General features: G+C 40.8%; 20 protein-coding genes. 14 read left to right on the top strand and 6 right to left on the bottom strand.

The genetic code is table 11. The annotated features are described in order from the left end of the window. Nucleotides 1–77: 77 nt before the first annotated feature. Nucleotides 78–1,139 carry a helix-turn-helix domain-containing protein gene (locus tag DWB79_RS02110; protein WP_016522365.1) on the bottom strand — a complete coding sequence of 354 codons (1,062 nt, stop codon included), beginning with the start codon at nt 1,137–1,139 and terminating at the stop codon, nt 78–80. Nucleotides 1,140–1,289: 150 nt separating this feature from the next. Between DWB79_RS02110 and DWB79_RS02105 the strand changes: the two genes are divergently transcribed. The 8 genes from DWB79_RS02105 (at nt 1,290) to DWB79_RS02070 (ending at nt 8,271) form a co-directional block, all read left to right on the top strand. Then, nucleotides 1,290–1,439, top strand: a complete 150-nt coding sequence (locus DWB79_RS02105) for a hypothetical protein (protein WP_206181035.1) — start codon at nt 1,290–1,292, stop codon at nt 1,437–1,439. Between the two features lie 216 nt (nt 1,440–1,655). Further along, a complete protein-coding gene (locus DWB79_RS02100; protein WP_016522414.1) occupies nt 1,656–2,645 on the top strand; it encodes a helix-turn-helix transcriptional regulator in 990 nt (329 codons plus the stop codon). Between the two features lie 401 nt (nt 2,646–3,046). Further along, on the top strand, nt 3,047–3,403 hold the full coding sequence (locus DWB79_RS02095; RefSeq protein ID WP_016522412.1) for a hypothetical protein: 357 nt from the start codon (nt 3,047–3,049) through the stop codon (nt 3,401–3,403). 246 nt (nt 3,404–3,649) lie between these two features. Then, nucleotides 3,650–4,738 carry a hypothetical protein gene (locus DWB79_RS02090; protein WP_016522411.1) on the top strand — a complete coding sequence of 363 codons (1,089 nt, stop codon included), beginning with the start codon at nt 3,650–3,652 and terminating at the stop codon, nt 4,736–4,738. A gap of 28 nt (nt 4,739–4,766) precedes the next feature. Further along, nucleotides 4,767–5,618: a hypothetical protein gene (locus tag DWB79_RS02085; RefSeq protein ID WP_016522410.1), complete on the top strand. Its 852-nt coding sequence runs from the start codon at nt 4,767–4,769 to the stop codon at nt 5,616–5,618. Next, nucleotides 5,590–6,534, top strand: a complete 945-nt coding sequence (locus tag DWB79_RS02080; protein ID WP_206181033.1) for a hypothetical protein — start codon at nt 5,590–5,592, stop codon at nt 6,532–6,534. Before DWB79_RS02085 ends, DWB79_RS02080 begins: the two co-directional genes overlap by 29 nt. A gap of 1 nt (nt 6,535) precedes the next feature. Continuing rightward, complete coding sequence (locus DWB79_RS02075) at nt 6,536–8,032, top strand: AAA family ATPase (protein WP_016522408.1); 1,497 nt, start codon at nt 6,536–6,538, stop codon at nt 8,030–8,032. Continuing rightward, nucleotides 8,029–8,271: a hypothetical protein gene (locus DWB79_RS02070; protein ID WP_016522407.1), complete on the top strand. Its 243-nt coding sequence runs from the start codon at nt 8,029–8,031 to the stop codon at nt 8,269–8,271. The genes DWB79_RS02075 and DWB79_RS02070 overlap by 4 nt, the downstream gene beginning before the upstream one ends. Here the strand turns inward: DWB79_RS02070 and DWB79_RS02065 are convergent. Next, nucleotides 8,258–8,608: a hypothetical protein gene (locus tag DWB79_RS02065; RefSeq protein ID WP_016522406.1), complete on the bottom strand. Its 351-nt coding sequence runs from the start codon at nt 8,606–8,608 to the stop codon at nt 8,258–8,260. The genes DWB79_RS02070 and DWB79_RS02065 overlap by 14 nt on opposite strands. Before the next feature lie 451 nt (nt 8,609–9,059). On the opposite strand from DWB79_RS02065, the gene DWB79_RS02060 reads away from it, so the two are divergent. From DWB79_RS02060 to DWB79_RS02045, 4 genes are all read left to right on the top strand, one after another. Continuing rightward, entirely contained in the window at nt 9,060–11,045 is a 1,986-nt protein-coding gene (locus DWB79_RS02060; RefSeq protein ID WP_016522405.1) for an ATP-dependent helicase, read from the top strand. Nucleotides 11,046–11,092: 47 nt separating this feature from the next. Continuing rightward, on the top strand, nt 11,093–11,590 hold the full coding sequence (locus DWB79_RS02055) for a hypothetical protein (protein ID WP_016522404.1): 498 nt from the start codon (nt 11,093–11,095) through the stop codon (nt 11,588–11,590). Nucleotides 11,591–11,600: 10 nt separating this feature from the next. Beyond that, entirely contained in the window at nt 11,601–12,428 is an 828-nt protein-coding gene (locus DWB79_RS02050) for a purine-nucleoside phosphorylase (RefSeq protein ID WP_016522403.1), read from the top strand. A gap of 187 nt (nt 12,429–12,615) precedes the next feature. Next, entirely contained in the window at nt 12,616–13,485 is an 870-nt protein-coding gene (locus tag DWB79_RS02045; protein ID WP_016522402.1) for an RluA family pseudouridine synthase, read from the top strand. On the opposite strand, the gene DWB79_RS02040 is transcribed toward DWB79_RS02045, so the two are convergent. Together DWB79_RS02040 and DWB79_RS02035 are read right to left on the bottom strand one after the other, a co-directional pair. Further along, a complete protein-coding gene (locus tag DWB79_RS02040) occupies nt 13,451–13,996 on the bottom strand; it encodes a histidine phosphatase family protein (RefSeq protein WP_016522401.1) in 546 nt (181 codons plus the stop codon). The genes DWB79_RS02045 and DWB79_RS02040 overlap by 35 nt on opposite strands. Nucleotides 13,997–14,048: 52 nt before the next feature. After that, a complete protein-coding gene (locus tag DWB79_RS02035) occupies nt 14,049–15,197 on the bottom strand; it encodes a hypothetical protein (protein WP_016522400.1) in 1,149 nt (382 codons plus the stop codon). 153 nt (nt 15,198–15,350) lie between these two features. Here DWB79_RS02035 and DWB79_RS02030 point away from each other — a divergent pair, with 153 nt between their 5' ends. Beyond that, nucleotides 15,351–15,785: a Holliday junction resolvase-like protein gene (locus DWB79_RS02030; RefSeq protein ID WP_016522399.1), complete on the top strand. Its 435-nt coding sequence runs from the start codon at nt 15,351–15,353 to the stop codon at nt 15,783–15,785. A gap of 36 nt (nt 15,786–15,821) precedes the next feature. Here DWB79_RS02030 and DWB79_RS02025 read toward each other — a convergent pair whose 3' ends face one another. After that, nucleotides 15,822–16,682 (bottom strand): sigma-70 family RNA polymerase sigma factor, encoded by an 861-nt coding sequence (locus DWB79_RS02025; RefSeq protein ID WP_016522398.1) that lies wholly within the window; start codon nt 16,680–16,682, stop codon nt 15,822–15,824. Between the two features lie 421 nt (nt 16,683–17,103). Here DWB79_RS02025 and DWB79_RS02020 point away from each other — a divergent pair, with 421 nt between their 5' ends. Further along, nucleotides 17,104–17,370, top strand: a complete 267-nt coding sequence (locus tag DWB79_RS02020; RefSeq protein ID WP_016522397.1) for a co-chaperone GroES — start codon at nt 17,104–17,106, stop codon at nt 17,368–17,370. Between the two features lie 75 nt (nt 17,371–17,445). Here DWB79_RS02020 and DWB79_RS02015 read toward each other — a convergent pair whose 3' ends face one another. Then, entirely contained in the window at nt 17,446–18,216 is a 771-nt protein-coding gene (locus DWB79_RS02015; RefSeq protein ID WP_016522396.1) for an outer membrane lipoprotein-sorting protein, read from the bottom strand. Nucleotides 18,217–18,291: the final 75 nt, after the last annotated feature.

Below are 18,291 nucleotides of genomic sequence, written 5' to 3'. Positions count from 1 at the left end.
AACGCGAAGATATTGGAAAAGTGAAATTTTAAAAACAATAAAAATTATGGGATTTGAAGAGAGATGGTATCCCCGCCCTAAGAGGCAAGCAATCTAAATTCATTTTTATACAGATGAAAGAACGTGTCAACCAGAACGGGTTTAAAGTTCAAAACATCGCGGTTAATAAGAGGTGCAGCCTGTTGTAAAAGCTGTACGGGCGAGCCGTTTTTATAGGTATTAAACCGAGTAAAGTTAAAGTGGTTCTGGTACTGATGCGCTTGTTTCAAAAAGTCTTGAGCACTGGAAAAATACCGGCAGGCGTAAAATTCATCTTCGATAAGCCGATGAGAACTTTCCACATCGCTTTGATAGGTCTTAGCCCCGACGGGAATGGTTTTATGCGTAGAAGTAAAAGAAACTTCAATAACTTTGGTAAAAAGTGTTTTTTTGAGACTATTCCATGGAGCAGTAAACTCAGTACCATTGTCGGTTTGGATTGTTATTTCAGCTGGCTTGATGCCATAGTGCTTGAGATGAGTGAACAGCCGATAGATGAAAATGGCGGTACTGGTACTGCTGTGTTGCTGTGTGTAGCCGATAAATAAAGCCCCTGTTTTGATACAACGAGCGGTTATTTGGTATTTTGGTAAGTGGAACTGCATAAAATCGTGATAAAATTCAGGAATATCATCCAAATATTTGATATCTACCTGTATTTTTTCAAATGCACGATATTTATCTTTAACTTCCCGCATATTGCGCTTTTTTTCTCGATGAGTTTTTTTGCTCGGGAGTTTGTAGTATTGTTTTAAATATTTGACAACCGTCTTGAGGGAGTAAGGAATGCCATACTCACGTTTAATCATTACTCCGTTAATACGTTTATTATCTGCGGTTGCCTTTTCTGCTAGAGCTTTTATTTTGAATTGCCAATACTTTTTCATCATGCGAGGGCTTTTTTCAGGTTTTTTAGACCGGTCTTTGAGTCCTACTCCTTTTTGTTCTTGCCAGCGTTTTCTCCATTTTCTGACTGTTTTTATGGTTGTTTGAAAGTGCTGTGCAGCTTTTTTGTTGCCGTACTTTAGCGCGTAGCTGACCAACTCTTTTCTTAACAACGAGGGGTCTTTACTGTTTTTATAAGATGCGTAATAATCCATTTCGATGGTATCTCCTTTGATGTAAATTTGGCTTAATCTATTTTGCCTAACCGGTTTCGTTTAGGCAAGGGGGATACCATCTCTCTTCTTTGTCCAAAACAATAAAAATTATTTCTTGCGTTTTGGTAAAAGCCGAAGTATAATTACATTATGTTATATAAAATAAACGCTGTGCCGCATAAGGGCGGTTTGTACAAGCAGCGTGATATAAATAATAATTTATCGGTTCAGCATTCAGCATTCAGCATTCAGCATTCAGCATTCAGCATTCAGCATTCAGCATTCAGCATTCAGCACTAATTCTATCTTTTGTAGCGGTAGGCAGTAATATGCCGCCGACAGTTCAATCTTCATTTTATATAGTATCTTCTGTTCTCGATTCAGATTTTCTGAATATAACACCACCTATTCTATACAAGCATAAAAATCTCAAAAAACTTTCACCGCCGACACTATTTGTCGGTGTCGGGATGCTACACTGTACGTGCACCATACAAAGGATTTGTAGGCATAGAAATGAACGAAAAAGAAGGTAAAGTGCAGTTTTGGCGGCTGTTGAAAATTGACGAGATGATTCGTGCAAAGCGTTTTCCGACAGTACGCTCCCTTGCAAAAGAATTTGAGGTCAGTAAGAGAACTGTAGAACGGGATATTGAATTTTTGCGTGATCGGTATGAAGCGCCGATTGAATATGATCATAGCAAATGCGGATATGTATACACGCAGGAAACATTCTTTTTAAAGAGTTTGTTTTTGACGGATGAAGAGCTTTTTTCGGCGGCAGTATTTGAGAAAGCATTACGGCAATACCGTAACACGCCGATTGAAGGACGGCTGAAAGCAGTGTTTGCAAAATTGACGGAGCTTCTGCCTGACGATGCAGTTTCGGTGAATACGCTATGGCTGGATGATACTGTTACGTTTATCCCGGAACCATCCCCTGCAATTCGTCCGGAGACTTTTGAGGCGGTATTTACCGGTGTAAAAACACGGCGGACAATCCGATTTTGGTATCGCAGTTTAACCCAAACGGAACCGGCAACGCGAATGTGCGAGCCGTATCATATCGTATGTCAACGCGGGGCGTGGTATGTGATTGGACGGTGTGTCGATAAAAACGAAGAGCGGATTTTTTCGTTCAGTAGGATGAGCGGGATTGAGGTACTGAAAGATAGGCCGTTTGAACTGCCTGTCGGTTTTACGGTGGAGCAATACATTGATAAAAACGTCGGGGTGTGGCTCAACCGGCGGGAACCGTTTACGGTACGGTTGCTTTTTTCTTCTTCGGTCGGAGTGTTTGCCGAGGAGCATATCTGGAACGAAGAGCAGACGGTGCGGGTACATGACGATAAGTCCGTTGAGGTGAGCTTTAAGACAACGCAGTTTGAAGAGATAAAACGATTTGTGCTTGGGCAGGGTGCATCGGTACGGGTATTGGAGCCGCCGGAACTTGCTCACGCGGTGAGGGAGGAGATAGAAAGGATGCGATCGCTTTATCAAAACTAAAAGAAACCAAGAGGAAGACTACGGTGAAAGTTTACACCATGTCAACTGTAAGATTTGTGCGACCATTATCATAACTGATGGAGGAAATAAAGATGATCCGTAATGTTATAGCACCCAAAAACGGTTATCCGGTTATGTATCGATGCAATGACTGCGAACGCCATTTTATAGAAAAAAATATCGCAGCTATTTTCTCTATCGTAGTTATGAAACACAAGACTACATTGTAGAAGATATTTTCGACGGTGATAGAACAGCATCTTACGACAAGTTACGGATGTCGGTGCTAGCAGTCGCCGACTGGTAATCATGTATTACAGTAGATAAAAGCCTTTATGTATGTAAGGGTAAAGATAATATAAGAGCAAAGAAAAATACTTTGTAAAACGAAGGAGTATACTATGACAGACGAAGAAAGAGGAAAGTGCCATGCAATTATTCATAGCGCATCGGCCGCTGCAGCCGCTATCGGCGCAGGGTTAGCACAATTACCTGGTTCGGATAATGCCGCTATCATCCCTATTCAGGTTGGCATGATTATATCGCTTGGTGCAGTATTTGGAAAAAAATTAACTCAATCTGCAGCTCGTGCAACACTTGCGACGGCAACCGCAACAATGGTTGGAAGAGGTGTTTCACAATTTCTTTTCGGATGGATACCCATTGCAGGAAATATCATCAATGCAAGTACTGCTGCAGGTGTAACGGAAACCATAGGTTGGGCAGTAGCAGAAGACTTTGCTGCAAATCGAGAGTAATGGAGGTTTATACTGAAATTGCCACAAGAAACAGATGGCCAGCGTCCGTACAATATTTTGACAAAGCATATTTTTCAACTTGTATTTACATATAAGCTATAGTACAATCTTTATATATTATACAGAAAAGATCGGATTGTACTTTCGTAGGAATTATAGTAATACATAAATATATATCGAATAATTCAGCAGGATTCGGTATAATATAGCTATAAAACAAAATAGAAAATCAGAAGGGATATTTTTATGGACGCATTGGAATATTGTGAAAACTTAACTCCTTATATCGAAAGAACGATTACACCTGAAACGCTTACCGGATTAAATACCTTAGAACGCTTAACCGGTATTGTTGTAGAAGAAACAGGTATAAATAGAGAAACAGCAAATCGCATAGTCAATACCATATTCGATACGATTAATGAAACGGATGCAACCTATCAAGATTTAAAAGCCTTTAAGGTACAAGGTAGAACTACAAATGAATGGCTCCACAGAAAATTAAACGAAATAGATAGTTCTTTTGCACATGAAGGGATGATTTCCGTTACACCCTATGTACTTGACGGTTTTGCAGATTCAAATACTGCGCTTTTATCTGCTATTTCTAAACACGATGGAGAACAAATACCTCATATATCTTATGCAGATCATAAATCACTCGGATTATATGAAGATCTTAATGCTAAGCAATATGTAAAGACGCTGACAGAGGCAGTGATGGACAATCTTTTTCTTTCTCCATTTAAATGTAGGCAAGATAAAACTTTAATAAGCAAAAAAACTAAAGAATATCCGCTTTTAAAGCAATACTTTGAATCGCCTCTTGATTCACCGATAGATTCATCGACAAAAAAAGCAATTAGTATTGCAGTAGCTATAGCCCGTGAAAAAAAGCAGCTGCCTCTACCAATGCAAAGCATCAGTGATGATGAGATAGCATCAATCGTTGATATGAATCTTACAAAAATAAAAACCGCATATAAAGTCGGTAAAAAAGAAATGAGCCTGTTTGATGCGGTTGATTATTTGATTGACCGAATAGTAAGTAGTACAGTAGTGCTTGTCAAACAGGAATGCAAAAGAGTTTCAGAAGAATTAGGAGAAAAGGCTGGTGAGTATATTAAAAATAAAGTGAGAAAAGTGTTTGGAGAAACAGCTGCCGGTTTAGCAAAACAAGTAACTAAAGCAGTAATAGCTAAGGCCGGAGAAACTATAGGTAATATTGCAGGAAAAGGTATTGAATATATCGGTGAAGGACTTAAAAAAACTGGACACTTTATCAGAGATGGCTGGGAGAATTTTAAAGCCGGTTGGCATCGTTTTTTTGCTTAGTACCAATTGATATAGAAGAGAAATAGTGATGGTAAAAGAAATTAAATTCAATTTAATTGTCAATGGAAAAAGTTGTCGCACTATTAAAGACCTAAAAACTAATTTTAATATTGACGATGTATTGAAATTATATGAAGACGGTCGATTGCTCCGCTGGCTTGAGGTTCGAAAATATGATGATTATGCAAAAAAACTGCAGCAGATGGATAATAGCGCTCATTTAGAGCAAAAAGCAAAAGATATATCTAGCATATTCGGTTTTTCTTCCGATATGGTAAAAAAATATACTGCACAGAAAGAATACACTGCGCTAAAAGAAACCATGAAGACTAATTCAAATAATATGGAAAGACTTAAAAAATCAGTAACTTTAATAGAAGAAAAATATATAGAGCAATTTGCTGAGGATTATAAAAACTTTTTTCATGAAATTAATAATACATATCCGCTCATTGTATACCGTCTGTTAATGCATCAAAAAACAAGAGAATATCTGCTGTACAAAAATAAAACTATTTCAACTGTAATTAAGAAAAATTATTGTGATGTTCCAAGTGCTATGAAATTTATGCCGGATATCGAAGATAAATATTCAGATTTGCCTTTGCTATTCAAACCAATATTGTCCATGTTCCAACTACCAATACGATGGCGATATTGTAAGATTTTTCATGGTAACTCCACGAATGGTAAATCGATGACAGTATCAACTAAAAAAGTGATGATTCTTTATATAGAAGGCTGTTCTATCAGTGAAGTATGTGCACTACGACATCAAGTATATAACACTGACCATATAAACGGTTCATTTCGTATCTTTAATGGGGTAGCATATACTTCACAGAGTGCTAATGCAAAAATCATTTACATGGAGATATAATATGCGAAGTAAAACTAATCTTAAATTTCCGCTTTTCATAAACGGCATTGAGATACGCAGTATAGAAAAGCTTCAAGAGAATTTTTGTACTAATACTGTGATAGAATACTATAATAATGGTCGATTATTACAATGGCTTCAAGTCTATCAGTATGATGACTATGCAGAAAAAGTTAGGCAATTGATATATATCGACAATAAAACATTAGTCGAATCGTTGTATACAATATTTAATATTTCTTTTGAACAACAATCGTATGAAAGCTTAAAAAAAACTATAATACAACATGCGAACGATCTTGAGTATATAAAAACAGCTATTACAGAGATGGTAGAAAACTATATAAATTATTTTTCAATAAATTATAAAAGTTTTTTTCTTGAAGTTAAAGATGTTTATCCGCTTATTGTATATGGTTTGTTGATGAATAAAATAACACGCACATATCTTTTACAGAGGGATAGTGAAGTATCGAATAAGGTTGCTGTACAATTTCAAAAAATACCTGAAAATTGTGATTCTGATATTTTAAAGTACTTCAAAATATATGAAGATTATATTGATGAAGATGAATGGATTGACAGTTATCTTGATAAAGAAATCATGATTCTGAGTGTATCAAATATAAATATAAAAGGTAAACAAGATGAGAAAATTTTATGTCCTCAGGATATAAATGGACAATTCTTATTTTTTAAAGGTTTTTTTTACAAACCACTCTATACACAAAAAGAAAAATTAGACTTTGATACACGACTAGATCAAATTATAGAAAGAGAGCATCTTCCGAAAAGAGATGCAAACAATGTTTCGGATGAAGTCTTAGTACAGATACTAGCAAATGAGAAATATGACGATGAATTATACGATGATGATGAATTCCAAGATATAAAAATCATTTACATGGAGGTATAATATGCATAAAAAAAACAATCTTACGTTAAGTTCATATATTGATGCCAATATTCCAATCCTCTATATTAATACTTGTGATTTTCATGCTTTTGATATGATGTTGGAAAATATCAATAAAGATATATGCGCAAAAATATACGAGTTTAACGAAGGAACTGGCTACGTTAATACAAAAACAAAACTTCCTATGAGTGGACAATGGACAGCAGAAAATTTTTTAAGCCTCTTACTTGAGAATACCGATGAGCAGAATTTTATTGTACTAAAAGACTTTCATCACCAACTTGAAAATTCGAAAATTATTGCACTTTTGAAATCAATTGCACTACGTGTAATGAATGATGCTCAATATTGTACCACTGTCTTTATCGTTTCAACAAAAGTAGTCATTCCTGTTGAATTGGAAAAACTCATTACAATGTATGAAATTCCGCTACCGGATAAAGATATCTGTATCTCTATTATTAAAAACTTTGCAAATGATGTTGGGATTAAGATTAGAGAACAAGTAATGCTAACGCTTGCTTCTCATCTTAAGGGGTTTAGTGAGTTTGAAATACGGCAAATATTGACACTTGCATATCAACAATCCGGAGCTCTTGAAGAAAGTGATATTGAATTTATTCGTGGCGAAAAAGAGCATATCATTAAAAAAACAGGGATGTTAAAAATTATGCATTATCAAGATGATATGGAGGCTGTCGGCGGACTTGAAAATTTAAAAGAATGGGTAAAGAAAAAAGCTGAAATTTTTAAAAAACTGGAGCAAGCAATTCAATACGGCGTAGCAATTCCGAAGGGAGTTCTCATTGTTGGAATGCCCGGATGTGGTAAAAGTTTGACCGCAAAGGCAACTGCAAATCTTTTTAATATTCCGCTTTTACAGCTTGATGTTGGAAAACTACTCGGAAAATATATCGGAGAAAGTGAAGAAAATATGCGTCGTGCGTTGAGTATTGCAGAAGCTATTAGCCCGACTGTCTTATGGATTGATGAAATTGAAAAAGCTTTTTCCGGTGTCGGTAGTGAACGTGGTCATGAAGTAACGACACGCTTATTCGGTTATTTTTTAACATGGCTTCAAGAAAAAGATTCTTCAGTATTTGTTGTTGCAACGTCAAATGATATTTCTACATTACCTCCTGAATTTCTACGGAAAGGACGGTTCGATGAGATTTTCTTTGTAGATTTTCCCAATAAAATAGAACGGGAACAAATTATCAAACTCCATCTTCAGAAACGGAATAAACTGCATAATGGTATTAATCTGCAAAAGTTAGCTAATAAAACTGAACAATACACCGGTGCAGATATTGAAGGTGTTATTTTAAATGCAATAGAAAAAGCCTTTTTAGACGGTGCGGCAGAATTGACAACCGATGCTATTATTCAGGAAATTGAGTCGACAAAACCAATGGCAATTGCCTTAAAAGATAAAATAGAAAGATTACAACAATCTCTCGAAAACCTTGACGTAAAACCAGCGAGTATAACATGATGATAGATAACGCTTGTATCCCTCCCAATCCATTCGTGCAAAAGCAACAGTTCCAGTGCAGCAAATGCGGAAAACAATTTACGGCTGTAAATGGCACACTGCAAGAGAACGATTTTGAAGCAAATCCGTTTACGCAACCTACTGAACAGCGACATCTTTTCAAGCAATTAAAGAACGCAATGTTACGCTGTCCTGCCTGCGGAGGGAAACTTGATGCGTGCCGGATTATTTCACGCTGACACTTTCAAACAATAAACGGGTGACTTCTCCATATACATTCATCAAATTTTTTAACACAGTATTGTTGTATGTATTGTTTTTCTTCTTCGGCAAATATTCCATCTGTTTTCGAGGCATAAATACATAAATATCTCCCATATCATCGGCCTTCTTTGTCCGGTTCGTGTGCCTATTTGTCGCTTGAAGATTTTCATCACTATTTGCCAAGTCAGTGCCTTTTAAACCGGCAAGACTTCTGCCTCTATCATCATGTATTTCTTTTGCGGTCATAACATGATCAAGATCGCTTGTGCTGTTTGCATGAACATCTTCGCCCGTATAAGCATCTTTCAACATTCCGGCTTTCCTTTATCCAGCAATAAACATTAGTACAGCGGTGGATGTGATTTTACAGATATCTTTATAAATCAACAACTTCGACGCGGCTTGTGAGCATTACCCCTCTGCACGAATAAAGACGGGGCGTTGCGGGGTATCCTCGCCAAAGACTATACTTCCGTGTATAGTCTTTGGCTGTGAGTTTTTCATTAGAAAAACTCACTACTGCTTAATACCACCGCCATCTATGGCGGTACTGAGGGGGTAGCGGAAAAACAAATGGCGGACACGTACGAGAAAACAGTTGCGGTTGAGGGAACCGAAAACGCAACCGGTAATAGTTCAGAAGTCCGCCGTTTTTTTGGAGCGCAGGGGGAGACTTCCCCCACCAAATAACCGCCTAAACGAATAAAAAGACCTAACTCTTCCATATCTTTTCCCCACGTTTTATGCTATACTCTCCACTCTTATGAATACGGAAAACTTAAATCCTGAGCAGGCGAAGGCGGTCAATACGATTAACGGGCCGGTGCTGATTATTGCCGGAGCCGGTTCGGGGAAGACGCGCGTGATTACGTTTAGGATTGCGCACATGCTGGAAAGCGGGATTCCTCAGTCGCAGATTTTGGCGCTGACCTTTACGAACAAGGCGGCGCGGGAGATGGAGCAGCGGATTAAGGAGCTGACGGGTAAGAAGTTACAGAATTTAACGATTAGTACGTTTCACGCGCTGGGGGTGAAAATCCTGCGGGAATATATTGACCGGCTGGGATGGCGGCAGAATTTTAGCATTTACGATGAGGTAGACCGCAATCAGCTGATTAAGGAGTCGGCGAAGGAACTGAAAATTGCAACGGAAACGCTCGATGTGTACGGAGTGGGGACGCTGTTTTCTCAGATAAAGACGGGGCAGAAAAACTTTACGGCGCAGACGGCGGTGTATCGTCCGTTGTATAACGAATATCAGGCGGGGCTCAAGCTATTCAATGCGGTGGATTTTGACGATTTGATTATGCTGCCGATTAAACTTTTTACCGAACATCCCGATGTGCTTGCGGTGTACAAGAACCGCTACCGGTATGTGATGGTGGATGAGTTTCAGGACACGAGTATTCAGCAGTATCAGATGATGCATTTGATTGCGGATGATAATGTCTGCGTGGTCGGTGATGATGATCAGTCTATTTATTCGTGGCGGGGGGCGAATTATGAAAATATCCGCCTGTTTGAAAAGGATTTTCCGCATCTGGTGGAGATTAAGCTTGAGCAGAATTACCGTTCCACCGGTACGATTTTGGCGGCAGCGAACGGGGTGATTTCGCACAACACTAATCGGAAGGAAAAAGCGCTGTGGTCGGGGAACGGCTCCGGCAAGCCGATTGAAATTTTTATCCCGGAGAATGAGGCGGCAGAGGCTGATTTTATTGCGGACACTATCCTTACGGAGAAGATGCGCGAGAACCGGAGCTATGCGGACTTCGGCGTTTTGATCCGCACCAACGGCTTGGGACGCGCGATTGAAGAAGCTTTCCTCGATGCCAATATTCCGTACCGGATGTCCGGCGGCACGAGCTTTTTTCAGCGCAAAGAAATTAAAGACATTATCAGCTATCTGCGGGTGATTGCGAATCCCGACGATGATATTAACCTCTTGCGGATTATCAACACACCGCGGCGCGGTATTGGGAAAAAAACACTGGAAGTGCTCTCCGCAATCGCAACGGAAAAGGAGTGCTCTATCCGCATGGCGATTCATGCGCTGCTTGAGCGTCCGCCGGACGACTTCCGCGAAAAGAGCCTTGCCGATTTGGAGGAATTTGTTGAGCTGATAAGTTCCGAGCGGAAACAGCTGCTGTCCGGCAAGGGTTTGGCAAATAAGGTGCGGAAACTCGTAGAGCGCATTCAATATTTTGATTATTTGACGCAGGAGTTTCAGAAGAACGAAAAAGCGGCGCGCTTTAAGTTTTTGAATATCGAAAGCCTCTTGCAATCGATCGACACGTGGGAGACAAACCCCGACAACTTTGACCCTTCGCTGTATACTTATCTCAATCGCATCACGCTGTTGAGCCGCGATGATCAAAATGAGGAAGACACCGGCGAGGTGAATATCATGACCATCCACGCAGCGAAGGGATTGGAGTTTCCAGTGGTGTTTATTGCAGGCACCGAGGAAGGCATTATCCCACATGCCCGTAGTATGGAAGAAAATGCAGGGGATGTAGAAGAAGAGCGCCGCCTGTTCTATGTCGCCATTACCCGCGCTCGCGACAAGCTCATTATTACGAGCTGCCGAACGCGGCGTAGGCAGGCGGGTTTGCTTGAGTGCAGTCCCTCGCCTTTCTTGGAAGAAATTCCTGCGGAGCTGGTGCAGTACCATGAGCCGGAAACGGAACCGGAGGAAGAAGATATCGCCAAGATGTTTGCCCAGATGAAGAAGAAGTTTTCTATGTAAGCTGTTTATACTTGTAAAAACCTGCGAACTGATATATAGTGAAGACCATGTTAGTGGATGATAGAATTATCGCTGAAATAATCGTAAGAATTGGGCGGCATTACAATGAAAATATCGCAACGCGCTTCTTACGCCCTTTGTTTGCACAAATTCTTTCTAATATTGATTTATCGCGGCATATCGTTGATTTGACCGAACATTCCGAGGATTTTGTCTTACAAGGTTTCCATCTTGATGACCTTTATTATGACATTATCGCGCTTGCCCGGTTTATTTATTTAGTCCGGCGCGATGTTCTTCCCAATATTAATTCGATTACCGAAGCAAATACCAAAATGGCGACTGCCGATAAAGTGTACCGTAATATGGCTTTCAGTAATTTAGGGCCGAACCTTAACCTATTGGCTTCGATGGTGCTTGAACTTTATCATGCAACGCTCCAATACGATACAAAAATGTCAGGAAAAGGCAAAACCGTTGCAAGCCGTATTGCGGACTTGTCCGACATGGAACGCCTGTTGACAAATGTCGAAGTAGATGCTTAAAGGAAATTATATGACTGCTGAAGAAAAATTGATACAATGTTTTAAAAATCTCAAAGATCACATTCCGTATACTCCTAAAATCGCATTAGTACTTGGATCCGGGCTAGGTGATCTGGCGAACGAATTACAAGTTGACGCGACTATTCCGTATGCCTCCATCCGCAATTTTCCGCTTTCTACGGCACCGGGACACCGCGGCGCATTCGTATTTGCGAAAATAGAAGGGATTCCTACCGTTATTATGCAGGGGAGAATCCACTATTATGAAGGATATCCGATGACCGATGTGGTGCTTCCTATCAGGATGATGAAAATGATGGGGGCGGAAGTTCTCTTCTTAACTAATGCGGCAGGCGGTGCGAACAAAAATTTCAGTGCAGGTAATTTTATGTTGATTACCGATCACATCACATGTCTTGTGCCTTCTCCGCTCATTGGGAAAAACTTTGAAACTCTTGGCGTGCGTTTCCCCGATATGACGCAAGTGTATGATAAAGACCTTCGGATGCATATCAAGGCAGCGGCAGAGTCTTTGCATATTCCTCTGCAAGAGGGAGTGTATTGTCAATTCACCGGCCCTGCTTATGAAACGCCACAAGAGGTACGTCTGGCAGGGATACTCGGCGCCGATGCTGTCGGTATGAGTACTGCTGTAGAAGCGGTCGCTGCCCGCCATGCCGGTATGCGTGTTTGCGGCATCTCGTTCATTTCGAATCTCGCAGCAGGTATGAGCAGCTCATTATTGAGTGAACAAGAAGTGCTGGATGCAGGAAAAAAAGCGGCTCCTCTGTTTAAACAACTGGTGTTAAATAGCATCGGCCGTATGGGAAAAGCATAAAACGGAATTTATTCTTTCGGAAAACGATGCCGGTAGGCGGCTTGACCGTGTAATCAGAAAATTTCTGGCGGATACTCCGCTTTCGACGCTGTATGCAGCAATCCGTAAGGGCTTAATCCGTATCAATGGTAAGCGGACAGTGCTTAATTATCGGACGGTAGTAGGCGATACATTATCGATTTCTGAAATGCTTCTCTCTGCTGAAAAACAGCCGATACGGAAGCAGTCTGCGTCTGGTGAACAAAACCATACCTTCGGCAGACTGTGCCGTGGCTCAAGCCGGTCTGCTTGTATTCCTACCGATATCCCGATCTTATTAAAAACAACCGACTTGCTTATCGTCAATAAGCCCGCGGGAATTCCCGTACACGGGGTGCACAGTATCGATACGCTGCTTTCCGGCGCTGCGCATCTTTGCGGCAATACCCTACAGTGCGACACTACGGTACAGTTATCCCCCAATATACCGTCTACTGTCGGCTTCGCTCGTAATCCTTTGCAAAGTCTTTCTTTTAAACAAGGGCCGCTGCACCGGTTGGATAAAGATACTACCGGCGTGCTCTGTTTTTCGCAGACACTTGCCGGAGCGCAATGGTTTTCTCAATGTCTGCGGGAAAAAACAGTAGGTAAATACTATTTAGGCGTTGTGCGCGGCGCTATGCCGTCACAGCTTATTACCGCCGAAGACGAAAGCGGTAAAACTATCACACAATGTTATTCGCTGAGTTACAATAAAGGGATCGATGCGTCGCTGATATTGTTTAAGCTTATCACCGGTAAAAAACATCAGATACGGAAGCATAGCGCGAGCGCAGGCCATCCGTTGGTTGGGGATCGTAAATACCGCGGGGGGAATCCGTTGCCTGTATGCAAGCGCTACCTGCTCCATGCGTGGCGGTTGTATTTTCCTGCCTCAAGACCGGCGGATATGCCTGCTCTTATTGAAGCTCCGTTTTTTCCCGAAATGGAAACCTGTCTTAATCGATATTTTTCCGGTTGGGAAAAAACAGCTTCTGCTCTTCTTATAAATCAAACTCAAGCAGCTGGCAATTCTTGATTTCCAACCGCAGCAGTTCTTCTGCCGAAAAAGGTTTAAAGTACGTATAGATAGCCGCTGTTAGCACGCCGTGGCAGACAAAGAGGATATTGCCGTCTCCCGTATGCTTATGCTTTACGTCTTCTATAATACTGTATGCACGGTGTGCTACTTTCGCAAAGGATTCACCTTTGGGAAATGTTAAAAAAGGATTTTTATGAATATATAAAAATTCCGGATTGTTCCACGGCTTTCCTTCAAAGTCACCGAAATCGATCTCTTGCAGGCGGATATCCGGCATAGCCGTAAGCTGTAATGCCTGTTCAATATATGCAGCCGTATCTCTTGCCCGTTTAAGTGGAGATACGTAAATCGTTGTGATATTGTTTTTTTCTTTATCTTTTTTTAATCGGCTTGCCAAGTTTTGGGCTTGCATCCGCCCCTTTTCCGTCAACATAGATTCCGAAACACCGCAAGCCAGTTCTTTTACATTTAAATCCGTTTCACCGTGGCGCACAACAAAAAGCTTCATGGTAAAAAGTATAAGCAAATAAAGTTTGAACTGCAAGAGGCATTATTATTGCTTAAAGACTGTAGTTGAATGTTTCGGCGATTACTGTTTCACCAAGATCGGTACGGGCAAGTAAAATTGCTTGAGCTTTTGTTTTAGCTTTTGCAGTATGGGTAAAGGTAAAATGATTTATCTTTCGAGCTTGTTTAAAATCCCAAATCGATATTGCGGCACGTATGGTACAGGTAAAGGTATTATCTTCCGCCGTTTCTACCGAAATATACGTCCTACCGAAAATAAAACGGTCTACAGCCGTGCCGATCTTAGCCTGTGCAACACGGATAACGGAAGCATCATCTGCATTACCAAGTTCACGGTATTCATCCAGCCCGATCCTGCTGAATCCCCGCTTCATTAATCCCGTAAGGAGGCGTGTTGCTGTTATATTACTGGAAAAAATCGGTGTATTATTTTCATCATAATCAAGAATAGCAATAATAGACGGTATCCGTTTCTCTGTTGTTGCAACTTTATAAGGGAAAGAAACAGAGAGATTGTCGGTTGCATCATCAGCTAAGGCGGTATCCTTTCTTATCGGATAAAGACAAAAGAATAGTTTTCCGTCGCATGCTCGGCTGGAAGTAGGAGGTGTAAAGTATAAAAAACCATCGGAATCCGTCCGTACAAGCTCTTTTTTTAAACTGCTGCCTGTACCGGCGGCGGGGTAGAGAACGGTAATAGGATAATTATCAAGCGGAAACTGTTTGTCGGGTGCGGTAATGACGACACGTGCTGTAAACGGCTGTGTGAACGGAGAACCGGCATTTACAGGTGTGGGGGTGCTGACCGCCTCGATAGAAATAGCTTCCAATAACGGTTCTATCCGATTGCGGGCATCGATGAGAATAGTATGATCTTCCTGCCCATTGCACGATTCATAAATAGCATTGAATAATGCAAGCACCTTATGTATATCGTAGTTTTCTACAGCCTGTGTAAGTTCGGGGAGCAGCCGTGCAAGTGTTTGTTCCTCTGATGATATTTCGGTAATCTTGTTACCGGATTCTCCTGTCTGAGGGGATTGTGCTATGTACTCTTGTTCAAGAAACCCTGTCGATTCTGTTACCGGTGATGCGGCACCGCCTTTTGTTGCAGCTGATGCACAAGAGACAGCTAATGATAAAAAAAAGCAACAACAGAGTACAGAACCTATACGATACATATATAACTACGCCTCAATTTAATAAAAAGAAGATTCATTCTTATATCGGATACTTTAATAGGATCCTTTAGGAATACAACAGATAACCGATACTCACAGTAACACAGTACCCGGCATTTTACGCCGATAAAAGCTTTTTCGAGGAGGGAAATTATGTTTGATATGGTAGAAGTAAAACTCTTGCTGCTCATTTTAGCGATTGCAAGTATTTCATTCATTATCGTTGCTTTCTTCCTCGGAACAAAAATAGGGCAACTTACCGCAAGCAAGCATCTTGCTAAAGAGATAAAAATCGCCCGCGAAGATGCCGTTAAACGGTCGCGAGCGGTTTTGAACGGACAGCTTTCCGAACAATTTGCAGCGTTCTTTCCCGGTTTCCCTGCTGATCCGACGGAAATCCGATTTGTCGGAAAACCGGTAGACTTCGTCGCCTTTCCGGGACTTTCTACAGGAACGGTTGATGAAGTGCTGTTTGTCGAAGTAAAAACCGGCAACGCTGCACTTTCAAAAGTGGAACGTTCGCTGCGCGATGCCGTAGAAAAGAAGAATGTCCGCTACACTGAATATCGAATACCGGCACATGCGTAGCTTTTGAAAATATACGTTGCATCTGCTTCGTTTCAATTACGCGACGAAGCTTTCGAGTTCGTGCTGATGACCTATTGACTGCAACCGTTCAAGCGCTTTTTTTTCAATTTGGCGGATGCGTTCTTTGGTCAAGTTAAAACGAACTCCTACTTCCTTTAACGAAAGCTGCTCGTATCCGTTTAAGCCGAAGCGGTAGCGGAGAATTTCCGCCTCCCGTTCAGTCAAGGAAGCAAGCAGCGTATCGATATTTTCGCGTAAATCAATATCGAGCGCATAGCTTTCAGGCTGCATATAGCGGGTATCTTCGACAAAGTCGCCGGTGCTAGCAGTGTTGTTATCATTAAATATCGGCGCATCCAAAGAAACGGGGTCGCGAGCAGCATTCATAATCGTTCGTACCATTTCAGGTTCAATGCGGAGTTCTTGAGCGATAGTGGTTAGCTCTTTATCTTCCGGTTCGTTTCCGCTCTTACCCATAATCTTACGGGCTTTTTCAATTTGAACCAATTCGTTCGCTCTGTTCAACGGAAGCCGAATCATGCGGGATTTTTCGCAGATAGCTTTTAAAATTGCTTGGCGAATCCACCATACCGCATACGAAATAAACTTGTATCCCTTGTCAGGGTCAAAGCGGTCGGCAGCATTCATCAATCCGATATTGCCTTCGCTGATCAAATCCATAATCGGGATATTCTTATTCTGATATTTTTTTGCAACATTTACTACAAAGCGCAAGTTCGATTCAATCAATATTTTTTTTGCCTGTTCATCACCGGCAGCAGCAGCTTTTGCATATTTCACTTCGTCTTCTACCGACAGCAGCGGTATCTTGTTTATTTCTCTTAAATAGGTTGCAAAGACATTATTATCTGCACGTGTATTCTGTATTTTTTCCATAAGTCATCTCCCATAAAGACTTTTGTAGGATGTTTCGGGGCAATGCAACAAACCGCAACTCACCGGTCAATGAGGCATTCTGACGATCACCTTACTTAAACCTTGTATATTAATTATTAAAGCAAATGTTATGCCAACTTTTCAAGATAAAATACAGCACGATGAGAAAGAAAAAAGTGGTAAAAATACTGTATTATGAGCATTTTGGGTATGGAATCATAAAAAAAAGGAAAAAACTTGCCTTTTTACATCTTTGTTTGTATATTTAACATAACCTTATATGGCTTAAATGACACACTCAGTATGAATAAAATTAAAACTGGGTTAAATTGACACAGCTATATCCGGTTAACATGCCCCTGATGTCATCGGGGCATATTTTTTTACTACCGAAAAGTACACTATGATAGGAGGTTCTTACATGAAAGTACGGCCATTAGCAGACCGTGTTTTAGTAAAGGTCGATAAGGTAGAAACTAAAACCGCAAGCGGAATTATTATTCCCGATACCGCACAGGAAAAAACACAGACGGCAGTTGTCGTTGCCATCGGCGATGATAAAGAGAAGATTAAGGTGTCGGTCGGTCAAAAAGTGATGCACGATAAATATGCAGGAACACAGATTAAGATCGATGGCGAAGAATACTTAATTTTAAAGGCAGGCGATATCGTCGCGGTAATTGAATAACAGTTACAGTGATACGCATCTGAATAACCGGTATAGCCAATAGGTATACCGGTTATTTTTTTTATACGATAAAACTTAACGACCTTGCTCCAAATAGCGCGAAGTAAAAATCTTATCAGGGATATTCATATTATATTGCATTTTGATGATATTGATAGTCGTTGATGTATTCGTTGCAAGAGTTGTCATTTTAGTAATCCGAGGGGTATCCACACCTTGTGTTGTCTCGTAATTACTCATTTCCATGATTTTTACCAATACATTTTTCCGATTATAAAAGGCAATCTTTACCAAATGCTTGGAATCTTTTTCTACCCACACATTGGTTTTGGAATACTCGGATTTCGTATCCTTAGGAACGCCCTCGATGACATAGCACAAAGCTCCGCCGTATTCTTCTTCACGTAGTATCTTGTATGTGTCCAAACTGCTGTCCCGTTGCAAATACGACATATCATTATACGAAAAATCAGTACCGAGAAAACTTTCAGTCCCTTCCGATTCGCCGGTAATACGGCGGACTTTGCCGAGTGAGGGTAGATAAACACGCTGATCGGTAACTCCGTCTTTTGCAATCATCAACAACCGTGTACCTTTTACGTTTGCCGGCGCTTTGATTTCCAAAAAGGTGCGGTGATCGTTTTCTTTTTGCACGGAATATTGATCGACCAACAGCTCTGCCATTATCGTTCCATTCCGTTGGATTTCCATCTTTGCCCGCGTTCCGATTGTTTCAATCGTTATTTTGGACGGAGCGCCCTTCATAATGGATTCGGCGGTTTCCTCGGCAAAAAGGACTGCGCCGCTGCAGAGTAATAAAGAACAAAGCATTAGTAGTTTTTTCATTGTTATACCTCCATAAAAATATTTTAGAAAAAATATATGGGCATCTCTAAAAACTGTTTCGCAATCCGCTTTAGC

This window comes from Treponema medium (genome assembly GCF_017161265.1).
Lineage (GTDB): Bacteria > Spirochaetota > Spirochaetia > Treponematales > Treponemataceae > Treponema > Treponema medium.
The sequence above is the reverse complement of the archived record's forward strand: the minus strand, read 5'-3'. Positions and strand labels throughout refer to the sequence as shown.

Coding starts and splice junctions, on each gene's coding strand:
- DWB79_RS02110 (WP_016522365.1), bottom strand. CDS start 1,139: ATGGATTATTACGCATCTTATAAAAACAGTAAAGACCCCTCGTTGTTA.
- DWB79_RS02105 (WP_206181035.1), top strand. CDS start 1,290: ATGTTATATAAAATAAACGCTGTGCCGCATAAGGGCGGTTTGTACAAG.
- DWB79_RS02100 (WP_016522414.1), top strand. CDS start 1,656: ATGAACGAAAAAGAAGGTAAAGTGCAGTTTTGGCGGCTGTTGAAAATT.
- DWB79_RS02095 (WP_016522412.1), top strand. CDS start 3,047: ATGACAGACGAAGAAAGAGGAAAGTGCCATGCAATTATTCATAGCGCA.
- DWB79_RS02090 (WP_016522411.1), top strand. CDS start 3,650: ATGGACGCATTGGAATATTGTGAAAACTTAACTCCTTATATCGAAAGA.
- DWB79_RS02085 (WP_016522410.1), top strand. CDS start 4,767: ATGGTAAAAGAAATTAAATTCAATTTAATTGTCAATGGAAAAAGTTGT.
- DWB79_RS02080 (WP_206181033.1), top strand. CDS start 5,590: ATGCAAAAATCATTTACATGGAGATATAATATGCGAAGTAAAACTAAT.
- DWB79_RS02075 (WP_016522408.1), top strand. CDS start 6,536: ATGCATAAAAAAAACAATCTTACGTTAAGTTCATATATTGATGCCAAT.
- DWB79_RS02070 (WP_016522407.1), top strand. CDS start 8,029: ATGATGATAGATAACGCTTGTATCCCTCCCAATCCATTCGTGCAAAAG.
- DWB79_RS02065 (WP_016522406.1), bottom strand. CDS start 8,608: ATGTTGAAAGATGCTTATACGGGCGAAGATGTTCATGCAAACAGCACA.
- DWB79_RS02060 (WP_016522405.1), top strand. CDS start 9,060: ATGAATACGGAAAACTTAAATCCTGAGCAGGCGAAGGCGGTCAATACG.
- DWB79_RS02055 (WP_016522404.1), top strand. CDS start 11,093: ATGTTAGTGGATGATAGAATTATCGCTGAAATAATCGTAAGAATTGGG.
- DWB79_RS02050 (WP_016522403.1), top strand. CDS start 11,601: ATGACTGCTGAAGAAAAATTGATACAATGTTTTAAAAATCTCAAAGAT.
- DWB79_RS02045 (WP_016522402.1), top strand. CDS start 12,616: ATGCTTCTCTCTGCTGAAAAACAGCCGATACGGAAGCAGTCTGCGTCT.
- DWB79_RS02040 (WP_016522401.1), bottom strand. CDS start 13,996: ATGAAGCTTTTTGTTGTGCGCCACGGTGAAACGGATTTAAATGTAAAA.
- DWB79_RS02035 (WP_016522400.1), bottom strand. CDS start 15,197: ATGTATCGTATAGGTTCTGTACTCTGTTGTTGCTTTTTTTTATCATTA.
- DWB79_RS02030 (WP_016522399.1), top strand. CDS start 15,351: ATGTTTGATATGGTAGAAGTAAAACTCTTGCTGCTCATTTTAGCGATT.
- DWB79_RS02025 (WP_016522398.1), bottom strand. CDS start 16,682: ATGGAAAAAATACAGAATACACGTGCAGATAATAATGTCTTTGCAACC.
- DWB79_RS02020 (WP_016522397.1), top strand. CDS start 17,104: ATGAAAGTACGGCCATTAGCAGACCGTGTTTTAGTAAAGGTCGATAAG.
- DWB79_RS02015 (WP_016522396.1), bottom strand. CDS start 18,216: ATGAAAAAACTACTAATGCTTTGTTCTTTATTACTCTGCAGCGGCGCA.